Source organism: Desemzia sp. FAM 23989, assembly GCF_045528345.1.
In the GTDB taxonomy this organism is placed as follows: Bacteria; Bacillota; Bacilli; order Lactobacillales; family Carnobacteriaceae; genus Desemzia.
Window position 1 is genome coordinate 1 of the sequence record NZ_JBGQQT010000016.1, and the last position, 18,444, is coordinate 18,444.

Annotated in this window: 19 protein-coding genes; 12 read left to right on the plus strand and 7 right to left on the minus strand. The window is 39.2% G+C overall.

Annotated elements, in window-relative coordinates; translation table 11 throughout:
- The 7 genes from ACEN36_RS09345 to ACEN36_RS09375 form a co-directional block, all read right to left on the minus strand.
- Positions 1-763: arsenic resistance protein (locus ACEN36_RS09345; RefSeq protein ID WP_407126446.1), on the minus strand; the 763-nt coding region annotated here is incomplete at its 3' end.
- 33 nt (positions 764-796) lie between these two features.
- Positions 797-1,141 (minus strand): helix-turn-helix transcriptional regulator, encoded by a 345-nt coding sequence (locus tag ACEN36_RS09350; RefSeq protein ID WP_089977188.1) that lies wholly within the window; start codon positions 1,139-1,141, stop codon positions 797-799.
- A 22-nt stretch (positions 1,142-1,163) separates the two neighbouring features.
- Positions 1,164-1,499, minus strand: a complete 336-nt coding sequence (gene arsD, locus ACEN36_RS09355; RefSeq protein WP_407126447.1) for an arsenite efflux transporter metallochaperone ArsD — start codon at positions 1,497-1,499, stop codon at positions 1,164-1,166.
- A 30-nt stretch (positions 1,500-1,529) separates the two neighbouring features.
- Entirely contained in the window at positions 1,530-3,266 is a 1,737-nt protein-coding gene (gene arsA, locus ACEN36_RS09360; protein WP_407126448.1) for an arsenical pump-driving ATPase, read from the minus strand.
- A gap of 14 nt (positions 3,267-3,280) precedes the next feature.
- A complete protein-coding gene (gene arsD, locus ACEN36_RS09365) occupies positions 3,281-3,646 on the minus strand; it encodes an arsenite efflux transporter metallochaperone ArsD (protein WP_161841582.1) in 366 nt (121 codons plus the stop codon).
- Between the two features lie 227 nt (positions 3,647-3,873).
- Positions 3,874-4,179: a bacteriocin immunity protein gene (locus tag ACEN36_RS09370; RefSeq protein ID WP_407096213.1), complete on the minus strand. Its 306-nt coding sequence runs from the start codon at positions 4,177-4,179 to the stop codon at positions 3,874-3,876.
- 816 nt (positions 4,180-4,995) lie between these two features.
- Positions 4,996-5,406 (minus strand): hypothetical protein, encoded by a 411-nt coding sequence (locus ACEN36_RS09375; protein WP_407126450.1) that lies wholly within the window; start codon positions 5,404-5,406, stop codon positions 4,996-4,998.
- Between the two features lie 306 nt (positions 5,407-5,712).
- Between ACEN36_RS09375 and metG the strand changes: the two genes are divergently transcribed.
- The 12 genes from metG (at position 5,713) to purR (ending at position 18,139) form a co-directional block, all read left to right on the plus strand.
- Positions 5,713-7,734, plus strand: coding sequence for a methionine--tRNA ligase (gene metG, locus ACEN36_RS09380; protein ID WP_407126451.1), 2,022 nt, complete (start codon positions 5,713-5,715; stop codon positions 7,732-7,734).
- A 330-nt stretch (positions 7,735-8,064) separates the two neighbouring features.
- Positions 8,065-8,835, plus strand: a complete 771-nt coding sequence (locus ACEN36_RS09385) for a TatD family hydrolase (RefSeq protein ID WP_407126452.1) — start codon at positions 8,065-8,067, stop codon at positions 8,833-8,835.
- Complete coding sequence (gene rnmV / locus ACEN36_RS09390) at positions 8,832-9,398, plus strand: ribonuclease M5 (RefSeq protein WP_407126453.1); 567 nt, start codon at positions 8,832-8,834, stop codon at positions 9,396-9,398. The genes ACEN36_RS09385 and rnmV overlap by 4 nt, the downstream gene beginning before the upstream one ends.
- On the plus strand, positions 9,388-10,278 hold the full coding sequence (gene rsmA / locus ACEN36_RS09395) for a 16S rRNA (adenine(1518)-N(6)/adenine(1519)-N(6))-dimethyltransferase RsmA (RefSeq protein ID WP_407096218.1): 891 nt from the start codon (positions 9,388-9,390) through the stop codon (positions 10,276-10,278). Before rnmV ends, rsmA begins: the two co-directional genes overlap by 11 nt.
- Positions 10,279-10,434: 156 nt before the next feature.
- On the plus strand, positions 10,435-10,692 hold the full coding sequence (locus tag ACEN36_RS09400; protein WP_407096219.1) for a Veg family protein: 258 nt from the start codon (positions 10,435-10,437) through the stop codon (positions 10,690-10,692).
- A 1,034-nt stretch (positions 10,693-11,726) separates the two neighbouring features.
- Positions 11,727-12,581 (plus strand): 4-(cytidine 5'-diphospho)-2-C-methyl-D-erythritol kinase, encoded by an 855-nt coding sequence (ispE, locus tag ACEN36_RS09405; protein WP_407096220.1) that lies wholly within the window; start codon positions 11,727-11,729, stop codon positions 12,579-12,581.
- A 96-nt stretch (positions 12,582-12,677) separates the two neighbouring features.
- Positions 12,678-13,436 (plus strand): threonine/serine exporter ThrE family protein, encoded by a 759-nt coding sequence (locus ACEN36_RS09410; protein WP_407126454.1) that lies wholly within the window; start codon positions 12,678-12,680, stop codon positions 13,434-13,436.
- Entirely contained in the window at positions 13,437-13,892 is a 456-nt protein-coding gene (locus ACEN36_RS09415) for a threonine/serine exporter family protein (RefSeq protein ID WP_407096222.1), read from the plus strand.
- Between the two features lie 692 nt (positions 13,893-14,584).
- Entirely contained in the window at positions 14,585-15,553 is a 969-nt protein-coding gene (locus ACEN36_RS09420; protein ID WP_407126455.1) for a metal ABC transporter substrate-binding protein, read from the plus strand.
- Between the two features lie 36 nt (positions 15,554-15,589).
- On the plus strand, positions 15,590-16,297 hold the full coding sequence (locus ACEN36_RS09425; RefSeq protein ID WP_407096224.1) for a metal ABC transporter ATP-binding protein: 708 nt from the start codon (positions 15,590-15,592) through the stop codon (positions 16,295-16,297).
- Positions 16,243-17,067: a metal ABC transporter permease gene (locus tag ACEN36_RS09430; protein ID WP_407102427.1), complete on the plus strand. Its 825-nt coding sequence runs from the start codon at positions 16,243-16,245 to the stop codon at positions 17,065-17,067. The genes ACEN36_RS09425 and ACEN36_RS09430 overlap by 55 nt, the downstream gene beginning before the upstream one ends.
- Before the next feature lie 247 nt (positions 17,068-17,314).
- The gene (gene purR / locus ACEN36_RS09435) at positions 17,315-18,139 is read left to right on the plus strand and encodes a pur operon repressor (RefSeq protein WP_407096226.1); all 825 of its coding nucleotides are present in this window, start codon (positions 17,315-17,317) and stop codon (positions 18,137-18,139) included.
- The last annotated feature ends 305 nt before the right edge of the window (positions 18,140-18,444 follow it).

An 18,444-nucleotide genomic window follows, 5' to 3' on the forward strand; every position in this document is an offset into this window, starting at 1 on the left:
CACCTTGGAATGAAAAGATAATAACTAAAGTTAGTAGTAAACCAATTCGAGTTGTGCCATCAAATTTATTCACAAAATCTTTTTCAAAATAATCGTCACCTTTTTGCTTAACGACTTTTTTTCTGACAACAATTCCTAAAACTAAAGGAATAACAATAAAGACAAAAATGGAGAGTAAAAGTGTATTGATAGGGACAGATACGTTACCTATACCCAATAAAAGTGCCACAATTGGAGCATATAAAAAGAGAACAATAATATCATTGATAGACACTTGCAATAAGGTGTATGCTGGATCACCTTTTGTTAGTTCACTCCATACAAATACCATAGCCGTACAAGGAGCTGCCCCTAAAAGAATCGCACCAGCTATGTATTCATTGGCTAGTTCTGGACTTAAAAACGGTCTGAATACTACCAAAAAGAAAAAGGCAGAAATTCCATACATGGTAAATGGTTTAATTAACCAGTTTACTACGGTAGTTAAGATTAATCCTTTGGGTTTTTTTGTTGCATTTACAATACTGCTAAAATCAATTTTTAACATCATTGGGAAAATCATTAACCAAATTAAAATAGCTGTTGGAATTGATACATTGTAATACTCAAATTGACTTAAAAAATCAGGAATTACAGGAACAAATTGCCCTAGTAATACACCTACAATCATTGATAAAGCAACCCATAAACTTAAATAACGTTCCCAAAGTCCAATTCCATTTTCTTTATTTGATACTTTTTCTTTTAAAGCTGATTCTTTCATGATTTTCCTCCAATAATAATCGTATTTAATTTTTTAACGAGAAACAAAAGAAGATAAACTTTTTGCTTCTTTTTGAATGCCTTCAGTCTCACAAATACATTCAGATGAATGTGTTAATAAATGAATGGATCCTTGAATGTATTGCTGGGCTACTTGCTCGTTAATTGAGTAATGTTGCCAAGTCCCTCTTTTTTCGGCTGTAACTAAGCCAGCTTCTACTAATATCTTAATATGGTGAGACAAAGTAGGTTGAGTAAAATCAAAATGTTCTAAAATATCACACGCACACATTTCTCCGCACGACAACATATCCAATATTTTTACGCGTTTTGGCTCCGAAAGTGCTTTGGCAACCTTCGCATATTCTTCGTAAGTCATTTTTATTCTCCTTTCTACTTAATTACAGTGAGACTTCTGCTTCTTCCAAGCATAGATTCAGCCACTTAGATAGTTCTTTATTAGTTGGATAGTCGTTAATTTTAACAATTGTTTCATCATTCAATACCGTTATAGGCAAACAGTCAATCCCTTTTTCTTGGATTAACTGCGTTACCGTTTGATTTCGAACGAATGAGTCTGGATTGGCACTTAAATTATATCGAATGAATTGTTTCCCTTTTATCTTCCGTATTTGTTGAAAGAGACTTGTTATACGGATCAGATTTCCATCTACAGAAGGTCCACAAACGCCTGTGCTACAGCACATTGGAGGTTCATAAAGAGTTATTTTATCCACTTTTATTCTCTTCCCTTCCACTAATTGATTCTAAAATTGCGATATGGATCTCCCTTTCACTTCAGTAGAATGCCACTCGACTACCGCAAAATGATCATTGGATAGTTCTGCTACTTTATTGATCCAAGTAACCTCGCTTTGAGCACGAGCTCTTAATACGTCATTCGTTGTACCACTTGTTAGCATACTATTGTTTATGACCCACCAAGTATGAGCGATTTTGGCACGATCTAAATCTTCTTGTAGGCGCATAGATTCATAGACTGGCGTATTTTCAGGTAAAGTAACCATGACCACTTCTGTTTGTTCTGGATCTTGTAAAACTGGCAACAGTCTACGAACGGAATCAGGAACTTCACCAGAAGTTCGTTCCACTTCTTTAGCATAGCTTTGAGAGGAATCTAATAGCAATAAAGTGTGTCCAGTTGGGGCGGTATCTATGACAACTACATCGCAATCAACTGTAGCAACAATCTCTGCAAATCGTCTGAAAACGGCAATTTCTTGAGTACAAGGCGAGCGTAAATCTTCTTCAACATAGTCCAATTCCTCAGAAGACATGGTCTTACGAGCTTTAGATAAAACTTCTTCCTTATAGTCCTGTAATTCTTTTTTTTCGTCAATATGACTCATTTTAATGTTTTCCGATTCAGTGATTACAAATTCCAAATGAGCGGCAGGGTCTGTTGTTGCTAAATGAACTTTTTTACCTTTAGCTGCCAATCCTGTTGCTAGTGTAGCAGCAATCGTAGTTTTACCAACGCCACCTTTACCCATAGTGAAAACAACTTTTTTATTTGTGCGATCTAATTCATCTACAATGTGTTGTAACTTAGGGTAATCCATTACTTCTGGAGCTTCTACAACGGCATTTGTTTGATCTGATGTTAAGAGTAACCGCAAGTTTTCAACGCCTGTTACGTTATATGAGCGTAATGGAACAATAAATGTTGAAAATTGTTTCAAATTTTCAGGCATATTTTTTAACGTTAATTGTTGTTCATCATAAATCTTTTGAGAAATGCTATCTGTCGGTCTTTCTAATAAACCATTGATAATTAATTGTTGATTTAATACACCGATTTCTTTTAATTCTTCAGAAGCTCTATTCGCTTCTACCAGTGGTCCGTTTTGTGGACGTGTCACTAACATTAAGGTTGTTTTTGTACCTTCTGATAATGTGTTTACTGCGTGTTTATACATTTCTTGCTTATCTCCAAGTCCAGAGAGCTGACCCATACATGAAACACCAGTAGTGTTTTCATCCAAAAAGTTACTCCAAGCAGAAGGCAGTTGCAACATTCTTAATGTATGTCCCGTAGGGGCAGTATCAAAAATAATGTGATCATATTGAGCTTCAACTTCTGGATTCGTTAAAAAGCCAGCAAATTCATTAAATGACGCAATTTCAACGGTACAAGAACCTAATAATTGTTCTTCCATGTTAGCTACAGCTGAATCTGGCAAAACCCCTCTATACGGTCCAACAACGCTTTCCATATAGTCACGTGCAGCAGTGATAGGATCAAAATTCGCTACAGTTAAGCCTTTCACTTCTGGAATTTCTAAGCCATTATTTGTTAACTCTTTCTCAAAAACATCTTGTAAATTACTAGCAGGATCCGTACTCACTAACATAACGTTCTTCCCACTATCCGCTAAAGAAACTGCAGTAGCACAAGCTGTAGATGTTTTTCCTACTCCGCCTTTACCAGTAAAGAAAAGATATTTTGTAAGGTTTAATTGTTCTGGTTGATAATTTTTCATCAGTTAAAATCCTCCTAACAACATCCTGAGTTTGGTCCGCAACTGCCGCCGTCATTTGATTCCATTGGGACAAATCTAACTCCTGTAAAAGCTGTTATTTCTTCCATTGAAGGGTATTCTCCAAATTTAACTACTTCACCATTTAGTAGTGTTGCTGGCAACGCATCAGCGCCCTTTTCTTGCAATAATTTACTCATTTGTTCGTTTTCTACAAATGTTTGAGGATCACTAGATAAATTGTATCTTTTAGCTTGAAACCCCTCTAATGTATCTAAAGCGTTCATAACTGAAGTAATTTGTAATAAGTCTTCATTTACAGCTGGTCCACATACACCTGTGCTACAGCACATTGCTGGTTCAAATAATGCTAATTCTGTCATAATTTTTTTGCTCCTTTGTAGAGAATTTATTTTGACACTAAGACATAGACAATTGTCTATATATAATATAGAACTTTATCTATCTATAGTCAATAAAAAATAATTTTGAGTAATTGTACTAGCTTAAATTCCTGCCGCCATCTCTAAGAGTACCTCTGATTAGCAAAAAAATAACCTCAAAATATCAAGGTTCTGAATACATGATTCTATGTACTTTCATGTGTCTTTCAGAACTGTGATTTATCTCCATAGTTAGCTCGATAAGAACCGTTCAAACCAGCTTTTTGCCCAATTCCACTTAATTGTCTAATTAGTTCATCTTGCTCTTCACTAAATGTTATTTTTTCAGTAAAGGCTTTAAAATAAATGAAATTGATTAGACGATTAATCAGAGGAGGATTTTCCTTAGAGTCATTAAGTCTTTTATATACTTTCAATAGAACTTCTTTAATGTCTTCCATTTCTTCGCCTGTATTAGACTGAACAAGGTTATTATATAAATCATGTACAAGTCGTTTCGACTCATTTCCCATCCTATCCATCTCCTTTTTTATATTCTATGTCCTTATTGTGTCATTATTACGGATTTAATTCAAATCGATTTAAGAAAAAAGGAGGGGAGATATAGTGAAAAAAAACAAAGAAAGTAAATGGAAATTTATTCTTTGGATCGTTTCGTTAGTTGTCATTGGAATTCTAGGAATGCCAGGAATCCCTGTCGATCAAATTGACGATAAATAATTCTAGAATAGAGTTGGTAACTTTTTGAACCGAAAAAATAACCTTATTAATTCAAGGTTTTAGATACACTATTTTAAGCAATTTCATGTATCTGAAATTTCTAGTTTACAGAGAAATTTTTTTCAATTGGATAATTTTTCTTTATAATTAAGAAATGCTGTTTGTTATTTTTTTATGAAAGGTGAATTTTATTTATATGCCTAGAAATAAAGCAGCACTATTAATAGGTATTATGATTGCTCTATCGGTATTGTTATATGACATTCTTTTTGCTAGGTTATTACCGGATGATTTAACAAGAACAACCGGTAGAATGATCTTTATACTTATATTTGGAGGCATTACTGAGTTGTACATAAAGAAACGTAATGCTAAAAAATAAGTATTTCTCGAAGTCTTAGCCGACCAAATTGTTATCTTACATACTCAATATAGGTAAATCAATCGTATCAAAAAAAGGATTCTGCTACTTAATAAAGTAGTAAAATCCTTTTTTTATATTAAATATACTTGCTCTCGCATCACAAGTATCTGCTATTAAATGATAAACTCCAATTTTGTAGCGCAATTACCTTGATTGGCGGTTAACCCTTTTTCATGTTGTTTAGTTATTCTTCACTGGATTCGTACTCTACAAGGAAACTATCCGTTTTAAAAAGTAAGGCATTGTCCTCATCCCTGAACAATCGATCTCCTACGATAGTTAACTTGTATTGTATCTCTTCGCCTACTTGAATAGTCACCTTGTCGTCTTCTCGAATAACTTCATAGTCCGCGTAAACTTCCCCGCTTTCAAATGGAAAATCAATGATTAGCGACGGATCCCAATAGCTGTAATCTGCTTCTACCCCATTTTCAGAGAATAGCAACGTAACTGGATCTGTGGCTTGAAGAATTACACCTTCTTCCTCTGCAATAGAGTGCCAAGTATCATTGGTTGCTTCATCACTAGAGCAACCTGCTAAAAACAAACCTACCACCAAAAACTGCAGTAAACCAACTACCAAATTTCTTTTCATATGTAAGTTCCTCCCCTTAAAATAAGTATAGCAGTTTCAACCTTTAAAGCTCGGATCTTGTCATATATGACAATCTAAACTGTTTTGAAAATAGGGTTTTTAAATAACAACAAAACAAAAATCTCCTACTACACATTTGTTAGCGCTAAGTGAGGGGGAATTTGCTGAATGGGTAAGTCTATTCTAAAGAACAAGTCGCGTAAACAGCCTGTTTTGTGGTATACTATCCAAGAATGATTTTTTGGAAAATGACTGAATTTAACATTGAAATGCTAACAAAGTGATTGAATATAAGGAGGTACTCACGTGGCAGATAAAGAAACATTTTATATTACGACCCCTATTTATTATCCAAGTGGAAAATTGCATATTGGAAATGCGTATACAACGATTGCTAGTGACGTTATGGCTCGCTACAAGAGAATGAAAGGTTTTGACGTCTTTTATTTGACAGGAAGCGACGAACACGGGCAAAAAATCGAGCAAAAAGCTCAAGAATTGAACATTTCTCCTCAAGAATACGTAGACGGTATGGCTGAAGGAATGCAAAAATTGTGGGAAATGTTAGAAATCAGCAACGACAAATTTATTCGTACCACTGATCCGACACACGAAAAAGTGGTAGCAGCTATTTTTGAACGTTTCTTAGAGCAAGGCGATATTTATTTGGATGAATACGAAGGCTGGTATTCTGTACCGGACGAAACATTCTATACAGAGACTCAATTAGAAGATGTCGAACGCGATGCTGACGGCAACGTCATTGGCGGGAAATCGCCTGACAGCGGCCACCCTGTTGAATTGGTCAAAGAAGAATCTTACTTCTTCAAGATGAGCAAATACGCAGATCGTTTATTGAAATATTACGAAGATCATCCTGATTTTATTCAACCCGAATCACGTAAAAATGAAATGATCAACAACTTTATCAAACCAGGTTTGGAAGATTTAGCTGTTTCACGAACGACTTTCAGCTGGGGAATTCAAGTTCCAAGCAATCCGAAACATGTAGTTTATGTGTGGATCGATGCTTTGGCAAACTACATCACAGCGATGGGTTACGGAACAGAAGATGACTCATTGTTCAACAAATTCTGGCCGGCTGATGTGCACATGGTTGGAAAAGAAATCGTTCGTTTCCACACGATTTACTGGCCAATTATGTTGATGGCGCTTGATTTGCCATTGCCGAAAAAAGTCTTTGGCCATGGCTGGTTATTGATGAAAGATGGTAAAATGTCTAAATCTAAAGGAAATGTTGTCTACCCAGAAATGTTGGTTGAGCGTTACGGCTTGGACTCATTACGCTACTACTTGATGCGCGAAGTGCCATTTGGCAGCGACGGGGTCTTTACACCAGAAGATTACGTTTCTCGTATCAATTATGACCTAGCCAATGACTTAGGAAACCTATTGAACCGTACAGTTGCGATGATCAATAAATATCTGGGCGGTAAATTACCTGCTTACAGCGGTGCGCAAACAGCGTTCGACAACGAGTTAAAAGCTCTTGCGGATAAAGTGGTAGCAGACTACCAAGTTGAGATGGACAATATGCAGTTCGGAAGCGCCTTGAACCATATTTGGATATTGATCTCTCGTGCGAACAAATATATTGATGAGACAGAGCCTTGGAAATTAGCGAAAGACGACAGTAAAACAGCTGAATTGTCTAACATCATGGTTCATTTGGCAGAAAGCTTACGCGTTTCAGCAGTATTGCTGCAACCATTTATGACGCATTCTCCAAAAGCGATCTTCACGCAATTGGGTATGGATGTTGAAGCGGCAGGAACATGGGAAACCGTTGCATTTGGTGATTTCCAAGCTGAAACACAAGTGGTCGCTAAAGGTGAGCCGATCTTCCCTCGTCTAGATACAGAAGAAGAAGTCAACTACATCAAAGAACAAATGGCTGGCGGTACTCCTGTTATCGAAGAGGAAGAAGCTGCAGCTGAATGGAACCCGGAAGAAACAGAATTGGTTTCCATCAAAGATAAAGAGATCAAATTTGATGCCTTTGAAAAAGTAGAATTGAAAGTAGCAGAAGTCATTGAATGCTCTAAAGTTGAAGGAGCCGACAAACTTTTGAAATTCCGCTTAGACGCTGGAGACAAAGGACACCGCCAAATCCTATCGGGAATTGCACAATGGTATCCAGATCCAGAAGCACTAGTCGGTAAAAAAGTGATTATCGTAGCCAACTTGAAACCACGCAAAATGCGCGGCGAAATCAGCCAAGGCATGATCTTGTCTGCTGAAAAAGACGGCGAGCTGAAAATCATCGAAGCACCAATTGACGCACCAAATGGATCAGAAGTAGCTTAGAGAGTGCAACAAGGTGAGTGATGGGACATTTGCGTATCTTTTTTGAGAGATTTTAGGTGAAAAGGGCACGCAAAATGGATTTACGTTCCTTTTTCTTCCATAATGCACATAAATAGTAACGCAAACTTGTTTTGTGTTCCCTTTTTCAAGATTTGAACGTGATTAGGGAACGTAAAAACTAAATGGCGGCTCTTCTCCGTCAGCAAAAGCCGCGATGTTTGCCGTCAATCTGAATATACAAAAATTAAACACTTCAAAAGAAGGGATGGGATCAGTTGTCCCAGCCCTTCTTTTGCGTTAAATTCTATTTGAAAGGAAATGAACACCAATATGTTATTTGATACACATACGCATTTAAATGCCGAACAATTCAATGATGATATCCCAGAGACCCTAACAAAAGCGGCTGAACATGATGTGACTCGTATGGCTGTAGTGGGATTTGATACGCCGACCATCGATAAATCGTTGGCTTTAAGCCAAGAATACGATCATATTTACAGTATCGTTGGCTGGCATCCGACCGAAAGCCACTCGTATACCGATGCAATCGAAGAAAAATTGTACCACCAATTGCAATTACCCAAAATAGTAGCTATGGGAGAAATGGGGTTGGACTACCACTGGCCAGATTCGACGAAAGAAGAGCAATTTGAAGCGTTCCGCCGCCAAATCAGGGTCGCGAAAGAACTGAGACTCCCCGTCAGTATCCACAATCGCGAGGCGACAGAAGATGTCTACAAAATCTTGAAAGAAGAGCACATCGAAGATATCGGCGGCATCATGCACAGTTTTGGTGAGAGCACGGACTGGATGGAACGTTTTCTAGATCTGGGTATGCACATTTCACTGAGTGGGGTCGTGACCTTTAAAAATGCACCTGAAGTGCGCGAAGTAGCTAAAGCTGTTCCATTTGATAAATTACTGATTGAAACGGATGCGCCTTACTTGGCTCCGATGCCGTTCCGCGGGAAGCGAAATGAACCGGCTTACGTGAAATACGTGGCGGAAGAAGTCGCAAAACAACGCGGTATCACATATGAAGAAGTGGGACAGCAAACGACTGCCAATGCCAATCGCTTGTTTGGGTTGGATGCATGAAAAAAATAAAAGAAATTATTGTAGTGGAAGGCAGAGACGATACGCGACGCATCCAAGAATCGGTGATTGCCGACACGATCGAGACGAACGGCTCTGCCATTAATGACCAGACCTTGGCGTTGATTGAAAAAGCACAAATCGATCGCGGTGTTATCGTCTTTACCGATCCCGATTATCCAGGAGAGAAGATTCGCAAAACGATTTCTCAAGCGATTCCTGGAGTAAAACATGCTTTTTTAACGGTTGATGAAGCTCGGCCGAAACACAAAGGCAGTTTAGGGATCGAGCATGCAGCACCAGAAAGTATTCAAGCCGCTTTAGCAAAAGCCTATACGCAAACGATCGAACAAAAGCAATTGATTCCGAGAGAACTGCTGTTTGAGCTGGGATTAACAAGTGGACCAAATGCTAGTCACTATCGTAAACTGGTAGGAGACGCCTTGAATATTGGCTACACGAATGGCAAACAATTGCAGAAACGATTGCAGATGTTCCAAATCAAACCTGAGACATTGATTGAGACAATGAATACCATAATGGAGGAAAAGCGGAATGAATCTTAAAGATATTGCAACTCCGAGCAGAACAAAAGAAATTTTACAGAAGCATGGTTTTTCCCTAAAGAAAAGTCTGGGGCAAAACTTTATCGTCGAACCCAATATTTTGGCCAATATCGTCAAGGCTGCCGGATTAGATGAAAACACAAATGTCATTGAAGTTGGACCGGGAATCGGCGCTTTAACGGAATATGTCGCTCGCAGCAGCAAGCAAGTTGTAGCGTTTGAGATTGATGACCGATTGATCCCTGTCTTGGAAGACACGCTTAGTCCGTATGACAACATCCGTGTTGTTCACCAAGATGTGCTGAAAGCTCATTTGAAAGAAGTGTTGGCAGAGACGATCGACTTGGATGAACGCTTGATGGTCGTAGCCAACTTGCCTTACTACATCACAACACCGATCATTATGCACTTTTTAGAGTCGGAAATGAGAATCGATGGCTTGGTCATTATGATGCAGAAAGAAGTGGCAGACCGTATTACAGCGGCTCCTGGCAGCAAAGCTTACGGCTCACTGTCCATTGCGATTCAATATTACATGGAAGCTGAAATAGCCTTTATTGTGCCAAAAACGGTCTTCGTACCGCAGCCCAACGTGGATTCAGCTATTCTTAAATTAACGCGCAGAGACACTCCAGTGGCAGAAGTGAAAAATGAAGAACTCTTTTTCAAATTGGTTCGGGCGGCATTTGTGCAACGCCGAAAAACGATCTGGAATAATCTGCTGATCCGTTATGGAAAAACAGATGAAGTGAAAGCAGAATTGACCAAAGGACTAGAAGCAGCAGGCATTGACCCTAAGCGCCGCGGAGAAACGATATCGATTGTCGAGTTTGGCAAATTAGCTGATGCTTTGGATGAAAAAGTGTTAAAAGAAGATTAAGATTGTGTAAACAAAAAAGCGAAATGCCTGATTTAAAGGTTTTTGTAACGCTTTATTATGAGAATAATATTAGTTGTGCAAAAGAAATTTCTATGATACACTTCAAAAGTTTGCCTAATTGTGTTATAATAAAGCTATTAGGTGAGGTGAATCTGAATGCCAATAACATTGGGAAGCATTAAAGAAAGCTTAGATTGTCGATTAGGTAAGAAGATTATGGTGACCGCGCAAACTGGTCGTAAGAGAAAGACAGAAAGAAAAGGTATTTTAAGAGATACTTATCATTCCGTATTTGTGATAGAATTAGACCAAGAAGAAAATGCTTTTGAACGTGTATCTTATAGTTACACGGACGTATTGACTCATGCTGTAGAAGTTGAATTTTTAGAAGATGAAGTCGTACAATACGCTTAAAAAATGAATAGTAAATGCAAAGAGCTGAGCCACTAATAAAATGGTTTAGCTCTTTTTTTGTATGGATTTAGGAGTTTTTGTCTTCTAGCGTTGGTAAAAAAGTTTCCTCTGACCTATGACCTATGGGTTGGTTGCTGGGGTAAATCCTGGTGTTTAATTCTATAAGTTGAGGTAAGAAATGTAGCGTATTCTTTGATAAGGTCAACGTTTTCTTTCAGATGTGTACTTTATTCCATGTGAAAGAGGCTTTTTTTGATGAGTAACTCGATTTTATTCATCAAGGCAGTTTTGCCCTTGATGTTCAGAGCTCATTCTTCATCAAGGCGGTTTTGCTCTTGATGTTCAGAGCTCATTCTTCATCAAGGCAGTTTTGTCCTTGATGTTCAAAGCTCATTCTTCATCAAGATGGTTTTGCTCTTGATGTTCAGAGCTCATTCTTCATCAAGACGGTTTTACTCTTGATGATCAAAGCTCATTTTTCATCAAGGCGGTTTTGCCCTTGATGTTCAGAGCTCATTCTTCATCAAGGCAGTTTTACTCTTGATGTTCAAAGCTCATTTTTCATCAAGGCAGTTTTACTCTTGATGTTCAAAGCTCATTTTTCATCAAGACGGTTTTACCCTTGATATTCAAAGCTCATTCTTCATCAAGACGGTTTTACCCTTGATGTTCAAAGCACATTTTTCATCAAGGCAGTTTTGTCCTTGATGTTCAAAGCTCATTCTTCATCAAGACGGTTTTGCCCTTGATGTTCAAAGCTCATTCTTCATCAAGACAGTTTTGCCCTTGATGTTCAGAGCTCATTTTTCATCAAGGAGTTGAGCCCGTAATCGTATCTCAAGGCTTGCAAGCTTCTGACTTCAAAAAAGGAACTAAATCTAAGATAACTCTGCTTTGATTCAGAAATGGCAAAATTCTGCGCTTTTTGATGAACTTTTCATGAGATTACAAACTCTTCCTTTTCAAATCAGCTTTTTTCAGCTACTATATTTTACAGAGAAGTAAAAGAAAAGTGCGAAAGGAGGAACTGGAAGATGGAGATTGTGGAAGAAAAAGCGCCGGCGAAGATCAATTTAAGTTTAGATGTCCTTCATAAACGAGATGATGGCTACCATGAAATGGAATTGGTCATGACTTCGATTGATTTAGCGGATCGCTTAACGTTGACTTTATTGGAAGAGAACCGTATTTTAATTGAAAGCAACAACGGTTTTTTGCCTTTAGACGAACGGAATATAGCTTATCGTTCAGCTATGTTATTGAAGAAACAATTTAATATCCGTCAAGGGGTGCACATTTATATTGAAAAAAACATCCCGATTGCTGCTGGTTTAGGCGGCGGAAGCAGTGACGCTGCTGCAACGCTTAGAGGACTGAATCGGTTATGGAACATCGGACTTGATTTGGACGAATTGGCAGAGCTAGGTGCGCAAATCGGCTCAGATGTCCCTTTTTGCATCTATGGCGGTTCTGCATATGCCTATGGTCGAGGAGAGAAAATCAAGCCGCTGGAAGAAGTTCCGCAATGTTGGGTAGTTCTAGTGAAACCACGCAGAGGAATCTCCTCATGGACGGTATTCGAAGGATTGGATGTAGATAAACTAGCCCATCCGGATACGGAGAGCATTTTAAATGCAATCGACTGCATGGATTATTCAACGATGGCCGATCATTTAGGCAATGCTTTAGAAAATATCTCCATGCATAAGCAGCCTAAAATCGAGCAAATCAAACAAAAGATGCTTCAGTTTGGAGCAGATACGGCATTAATGAGCGGAACAGGTCCTACAATATATGGACTATGCCAAAAGTATTCACGTGCGCAACGCGTGTTTAATGGACTCAAGGGCTTCTGTAATGAAGTATATTTGGTAAGAACCTTGAAGTAGTCGACCCTTTAAAGCTTAAAAATTCATTGATTGGAGTTATACTGATTCTGGATAAGCGATTTGGTCATCATCACTGGATAGATTGGAGAATTAAACATGAAGACTAAAGAATTGATTAACTTTGTTTTGGATATTGGGGAACAAATGCTGATCAGTGGAGCGGAAGTGAATCGAGTAGAAGATTCCATCACTAGAATGTGCAGTGCATACGGAGCCAAACGAGTAAACGTGTTGACGATCACCTCTAGTATTATACTGACAGTGAGAATGTTGGACGGCGAATTGTATACGCAAACCAGAAGAATCAGGTCTTATGTAACAGATTTGAACAAATTGGATCGCTTGAACCACTTATCCCGCGTTATCGTGAACCAACAACCCAGCCTGGAAGAGATAGAGCATGAAATTGAGCAAATCGATTTAATCGGAGTGTATTCTACTAGCCATCAATACTTCATCTATGCGTTGGTCGCATCCTCCTTCACCGTCTTTTTCGGCGGAAATGTTGGGGATACAATTGTTTCCGCCTTAGTGGCCATGCTGCTGAAGTGGATGATCAGTTTTATCAAAAAGGTCGATAAAAATACTGTTATTACCAATCTATTTTGTTCATTTGTAGTCGGTATTGTGACCATCTTGACGGTCAATCTTGGATTTGGCACAAATGTGGACCACATCATCATTGGAAATATCATGTTATTGATTCCTGGGCTGGCGCTGACCAATGCCGTCAAAGATATTATCAGTGGGGACACCATTTCTGGATTATTGAGGCTGAGTGAAGCCTTCGTCACAGCTGTTTCAATCGCTTCTGGCTTTAGTTTGGCGACTTTGCTCATGGGAGGGCTGATATAAATGGAAGAGATCATACAAATCATAGCGTCCTTTTTCTGTTCAGTCGCTTTTGCGTTGTTGTACAACATTCGTGGGAAAAAAGTTATCCTGGCTGGATTTGGAGGCATGATTTCGTGGGGAATTTATATAGGCATCGGAATCGTCCACCCGAATGAAATGATCCAGTACTTTTTCGCAGCGGCTTTTGTTACATGGTACTCGGAATTTCTGGCGCCAATTCTAAAAACACCGGTGACTGTTTTCCTTTCACCAGGTATCATCCCATTCGTTCCAGGACGAGGACTATATTATACGATGAGTTATGCACTAAATGGGGAGTTGACGTTGTTTACTGAAATGGGCTTGAATACATTGGCAACAGCTGTTAGTATTGCTGCCGGAATCATGGGCGCATCAGCAGTTTACCGTATTGTCAGAGGGGTCACACGCTTCAACCGACGCAAACGAACCACTTAAACTAGATACTGTTGATAAGGGGCTAGGTAACTCTAGCTCTATTTTTTTGCCGATGAAAAATGTTGAGTTAGTTGGTGGTTTTTGAGGTGACGGCTGTGACTAAGTTGGTGAGGAGCTAAATAGTGTTTTTAAACGGTGTGATATGGTATTAAGAGGGTATTTAAATACTATATAGTGCTTTCAAAAAGAGAGATATGGTACAAAGAGGGTGTTTAAGTACTATATAGTGCTTTCGAACAGAGAGATATGGTACAAAAAAGGTGTTTAAGTACCATATAGTGTTTTCAAAAAGAGAGATATGGTACAAAAAAGGTGTTTAAGTACTATATAGTATTAAAAAAAAGATGAATGGTTCTGAGACAACAACTAAAGTGCACTTAGTACCTTCACAAGTGCCAAATAACTCCAAACGAAACAAAACAAACAAGCTTTCTTAGAAGTGAACATATGTTGAGCTGAACGACTTTCTCCGCTCTAGACGAGTTGCGGAAATCTGACTTTCGCAACGCTCTTATTTTTTTGTTGACGTAGTGGTTTGATAGTGATAAGCTACTTAAGGATTCGTAAATAGTAACAGTTACGATTTATGGAAATTGTAATCTGAGCATCGGAACTAAACCCAAGATTTGAAATCCTGAATCTAAACCTATAAAAATACACTCAAAAAAGATCTTAATTTGGAGGTAATGAATATGAGAAAATTACATAAATGGCTATCAATAAGTGCCGTTTCCGGCTTAGTGTTTTTTTTAGCAGCTTGTACAGCGCCGACAACGGAAGAATCTGGTGCACCGGCAGAAGAAGACAAGCTTCAAGTGGTGACGACGTTTTACCCGATGTATGATTTTACCAAACAAGTAGCTCTGGACAATGCAGATGTGTCGATCCTAGTGCCATCAGGGACAGACACGCATGGATTTGAACCAAGTGCTAAAGATGTGGCGCAAATTCAAGAAGCTGATGTGTTTGTCTACAATAGTGAAGAAATGGAAACCTGGGTTCCCAGTATTTTAGAAAGCATCGACACGACTGATGTGGTCATCGTAAATGCCAGTGAGGGAATCGAATTGTTGGAAGGGTCTCACGCTGAGGAAGAAGAACAGGACCACGATCATGAAGCAGAAGAAGGGCATTCGCATGAAGTCGACCCTCACATTTGGCTGGATCCGGTTCTGGCTCAAGAAGAAGTCACGAACATCAAAGAAGGCTTGATCGAAGCTGACTCTGAAAATGAAGCACTGTATGAAGAAAACGCAACAGCTTTCCAAACGGAATTGCAACAATTGGATGAAGAGTATGCAGCAGCATTTGAAACTGCTGAAAACCCTACGTTTGTGACACAGCATGCAGCGTTTGCTTATTTGGCGGACCGTTATGATTTACACCAAGTAGCGATCTCAGGATTGTCGACAGATGCAGAACCAAGTCCGTCTGAATTAACGGAGATGTCTAATTTTATCAATACGCAAAATGTTGAATACATTTACTTTGGCAAAACGACTTCATCCGCTATTTCAGAAACGTTGGCTAATGAGACAAATACACAATTAGCTGTGCTGGATCCAATCGAAGGAGTCACGGAAGCGGATCAAGAAGCTGGAGTGGATTATCTACAAGCGATGCGAAATAATTTGGAAGCTTTGAAATTAAGCATCCAGTAGCAAATGAGATCCTAGAGAAAGAAAGAAGGGAAAATGATGCACTATATTGAAGTAGAAAACTTGTCTTTTCATTATGAAGACGAGCCGGTTTTGCAGAATATCGATTTCACCGTTGATGCAGGAGAGTTTGTGATCTTGACAGGTGAAAACGGAGCTGCCAAATCTACTTTATTGCGTAACATATTGGGCTTATTGAAGCCGTCGACTGGCTTCGCTAAGATTTCTCCAGTCAATACGCGCAATGAAAAGTTAGCCTTGGGATATATTCCTCAACAAGTGGCTTCCTACAATGCCGGTTTCCCAAGCACAGTGCTGGAGCTGGTACAGTCGGGCCGTTACCAACGCGGCAAATGGTTCAAGAGACTGGATAAAGAAGATCATGTTCATGTCAAACGAGCGCTAGAGTCTGTTGGGATGTGGGACCAGCGCGATAAAAAAGTCGGCGATCTTTCTGGCGGGCAGAAGCAGCGCATCTCATTGGCGCGGATATTTGCGACGGACCCGGATCTATTTATTTTAGATGAACCGACAACGGGAATGGACATTGAATCTCGTACGCAATTTTATGAATTGTTAAAACACAATAGTGAATTTCATGGCAAAGGGATCTTGATGGTGACTCATGATCATGAGGATATCAAACAATATGCTGACCGCCATATTCATCTTGTTCGGAAGGAGGATTCGCCGTGGAGATGTTTTTCTATGGATTCATGCAAAGAGCCTTCCAAGCTTCACTCTTAATCGCTATTATTGCACCGATCTTAGGCTTGTTTTTGATTCTGCGCCGACAGTCCTTAATGGCTGATACACTGTCGCACGTGTCTTTAGTCGGAATCGCATTAGGATTTTTGCTGAATTTAAATCCAACGTTAACGACTATGTTTGTTGTGATCGTGGTGGCGATCATATTAGAATACTTAAGACTGGAATTCAAGTCTTACTCAGAAGTTTCGCTGGCGATTTTGATGTCCGGTGGTTTAGCATTAGCGTTAGTGTTGATGAGTTTTGTAGATGGCGGGACCAATACCAGCATCGACCAGTTTTTATTTGGCTCGATCGTGACGATCAGTCCGCAGCAAGTTCAAATCTTAGCTGCACTATGTGTGATCACAGTCGTGATGTACTTTGTTTTCCGCAAACCCATGTACGTGCTGACGTTTGACGAAGATACGGCTTTTACCACTGGGCTTCCCGTGCGCCTGATGTCGGTTTGCTTTAATGTATTGGTAGGGGTAGCGATTGCGGTTATTATGCCGATCGCAGGTTCATTACTGGTTTCGGCTATTATTATTCTGCCTGCAGCTATTGCCATGCGTTTGAGCAAACACTTTAATTACGTGATCTTAGTTGGTATCGTGATCGGTATTGTTGGGATGTTCTCCGGGCTGTCGGTATCTTACTATGCAGGAACGCCAGCAGGAGCTACGATTGCCTTAGTCTTTATCGCTATTTTCATTCTCATCTCTATAGTGAATCAAGTAGGAACTGCCATGCGTAAAAAAGGTTCATAAGCAACTTTCCTCAAATAAAATCGTGTACTGCTTTTCAGCGGTAGGCGTTTTTTATTTGCCAAAAATGGAATCCGAATAATGTTTTGAGAGGAATACGAAAATTTAAGAAAAAAAGATGTGAAAGTTGTGTGAAAGGCGAACATTTTTATCATTTTCACACTAATTTACTACCTATTTTTTATATAAATGCGTATAATAGAGAAGAACCCTTCAATGAGGAAGCAGACTAAGAAAGAGAGGTGCTATAATGAAAGTAAAAAGAAGTGAACGATTGATCGATATGACGCGTTACTTATTAGAACGACCGCATACCCTTGTTTCTTTAACTTTTTTTGCTGACCGATACGACTCCGCTAAATCATCGATTAGTGAAGACTTGACCATTATAAAAAAAACGTTTAAAGACAGAGGAATAGGTATTCTAGAAACCATAGCAGGAGCTGCAGGTGGTGTGCGTTATATCCCTAAGATTTCCTCAGAAGAAACAGAAGAATTTATTGCGCAAATGTGTGAGCGCTTATCTGAAGTAGACCGATTATTGCCAGGCGGATACGTATATTTATCTGATATGTTGGGAGAACCGGCTGTCCTGCAAAAAATCGGTAAGATTATTGCGACACAATATCTGGATCAAAAAGTAGATGCCGTTATGACGGTGGCTACAAAAGGAGTACCGATCGCACAAGCTGTTTCGACTTACTTAAATGTTCCGTTTGTCATGGTGCGACGTGATTCAAAAATTACAGAAGGCTCCACCGTCAGTATCAACTACGTTTCAGGTTCATCTAATCGAGTAGAAAAGATGGAGTTGTCAAAACGCAGCTTGAAGAGAGGTTCCAGAGTTCTAGTCGTGGATGATTTCATGAAAGGCGGCGGAACCGTCAACGGGATGAGAAGCTTGATCGAAGAATTCGAAGCTGAATTAGTCGGTATTACCGTATTTGCCGAATCCAGTTTCCAAGGAAACCGGATGGTAGAGGACTACACGTCATTGCTGCATGTAGATGAAGTAGATGTCCGCAACAAATCGATCCGAGTAAAACCAGGAAACTACTTTGAGAGAGTGAAGTAAACCGTTTAGACTTCCTGTTATCTCACAAGGCAGCCTGTTTGGTATTTTTTCCAAACAGACAAGCCTCGCAAAAAGAACCCACCTGCTGAACAAATTCAGCAGCAGGTGGGTTCTTTTTCTACTTCATTACTTGCTTGGATGAAAAATTGATTCAATAGGATTAAAATCAATTAGAATGCTCTATTCTGAGTATTTTGAGGAGGTTTATAGTCGATTTCTGACTTGTGAGGTTCAAAATAATTGCCACAAGTCAGATAACTCTCCTTTTCCTGACTTGTGGGACTGAAAATTAAGGCCGTAAGTCA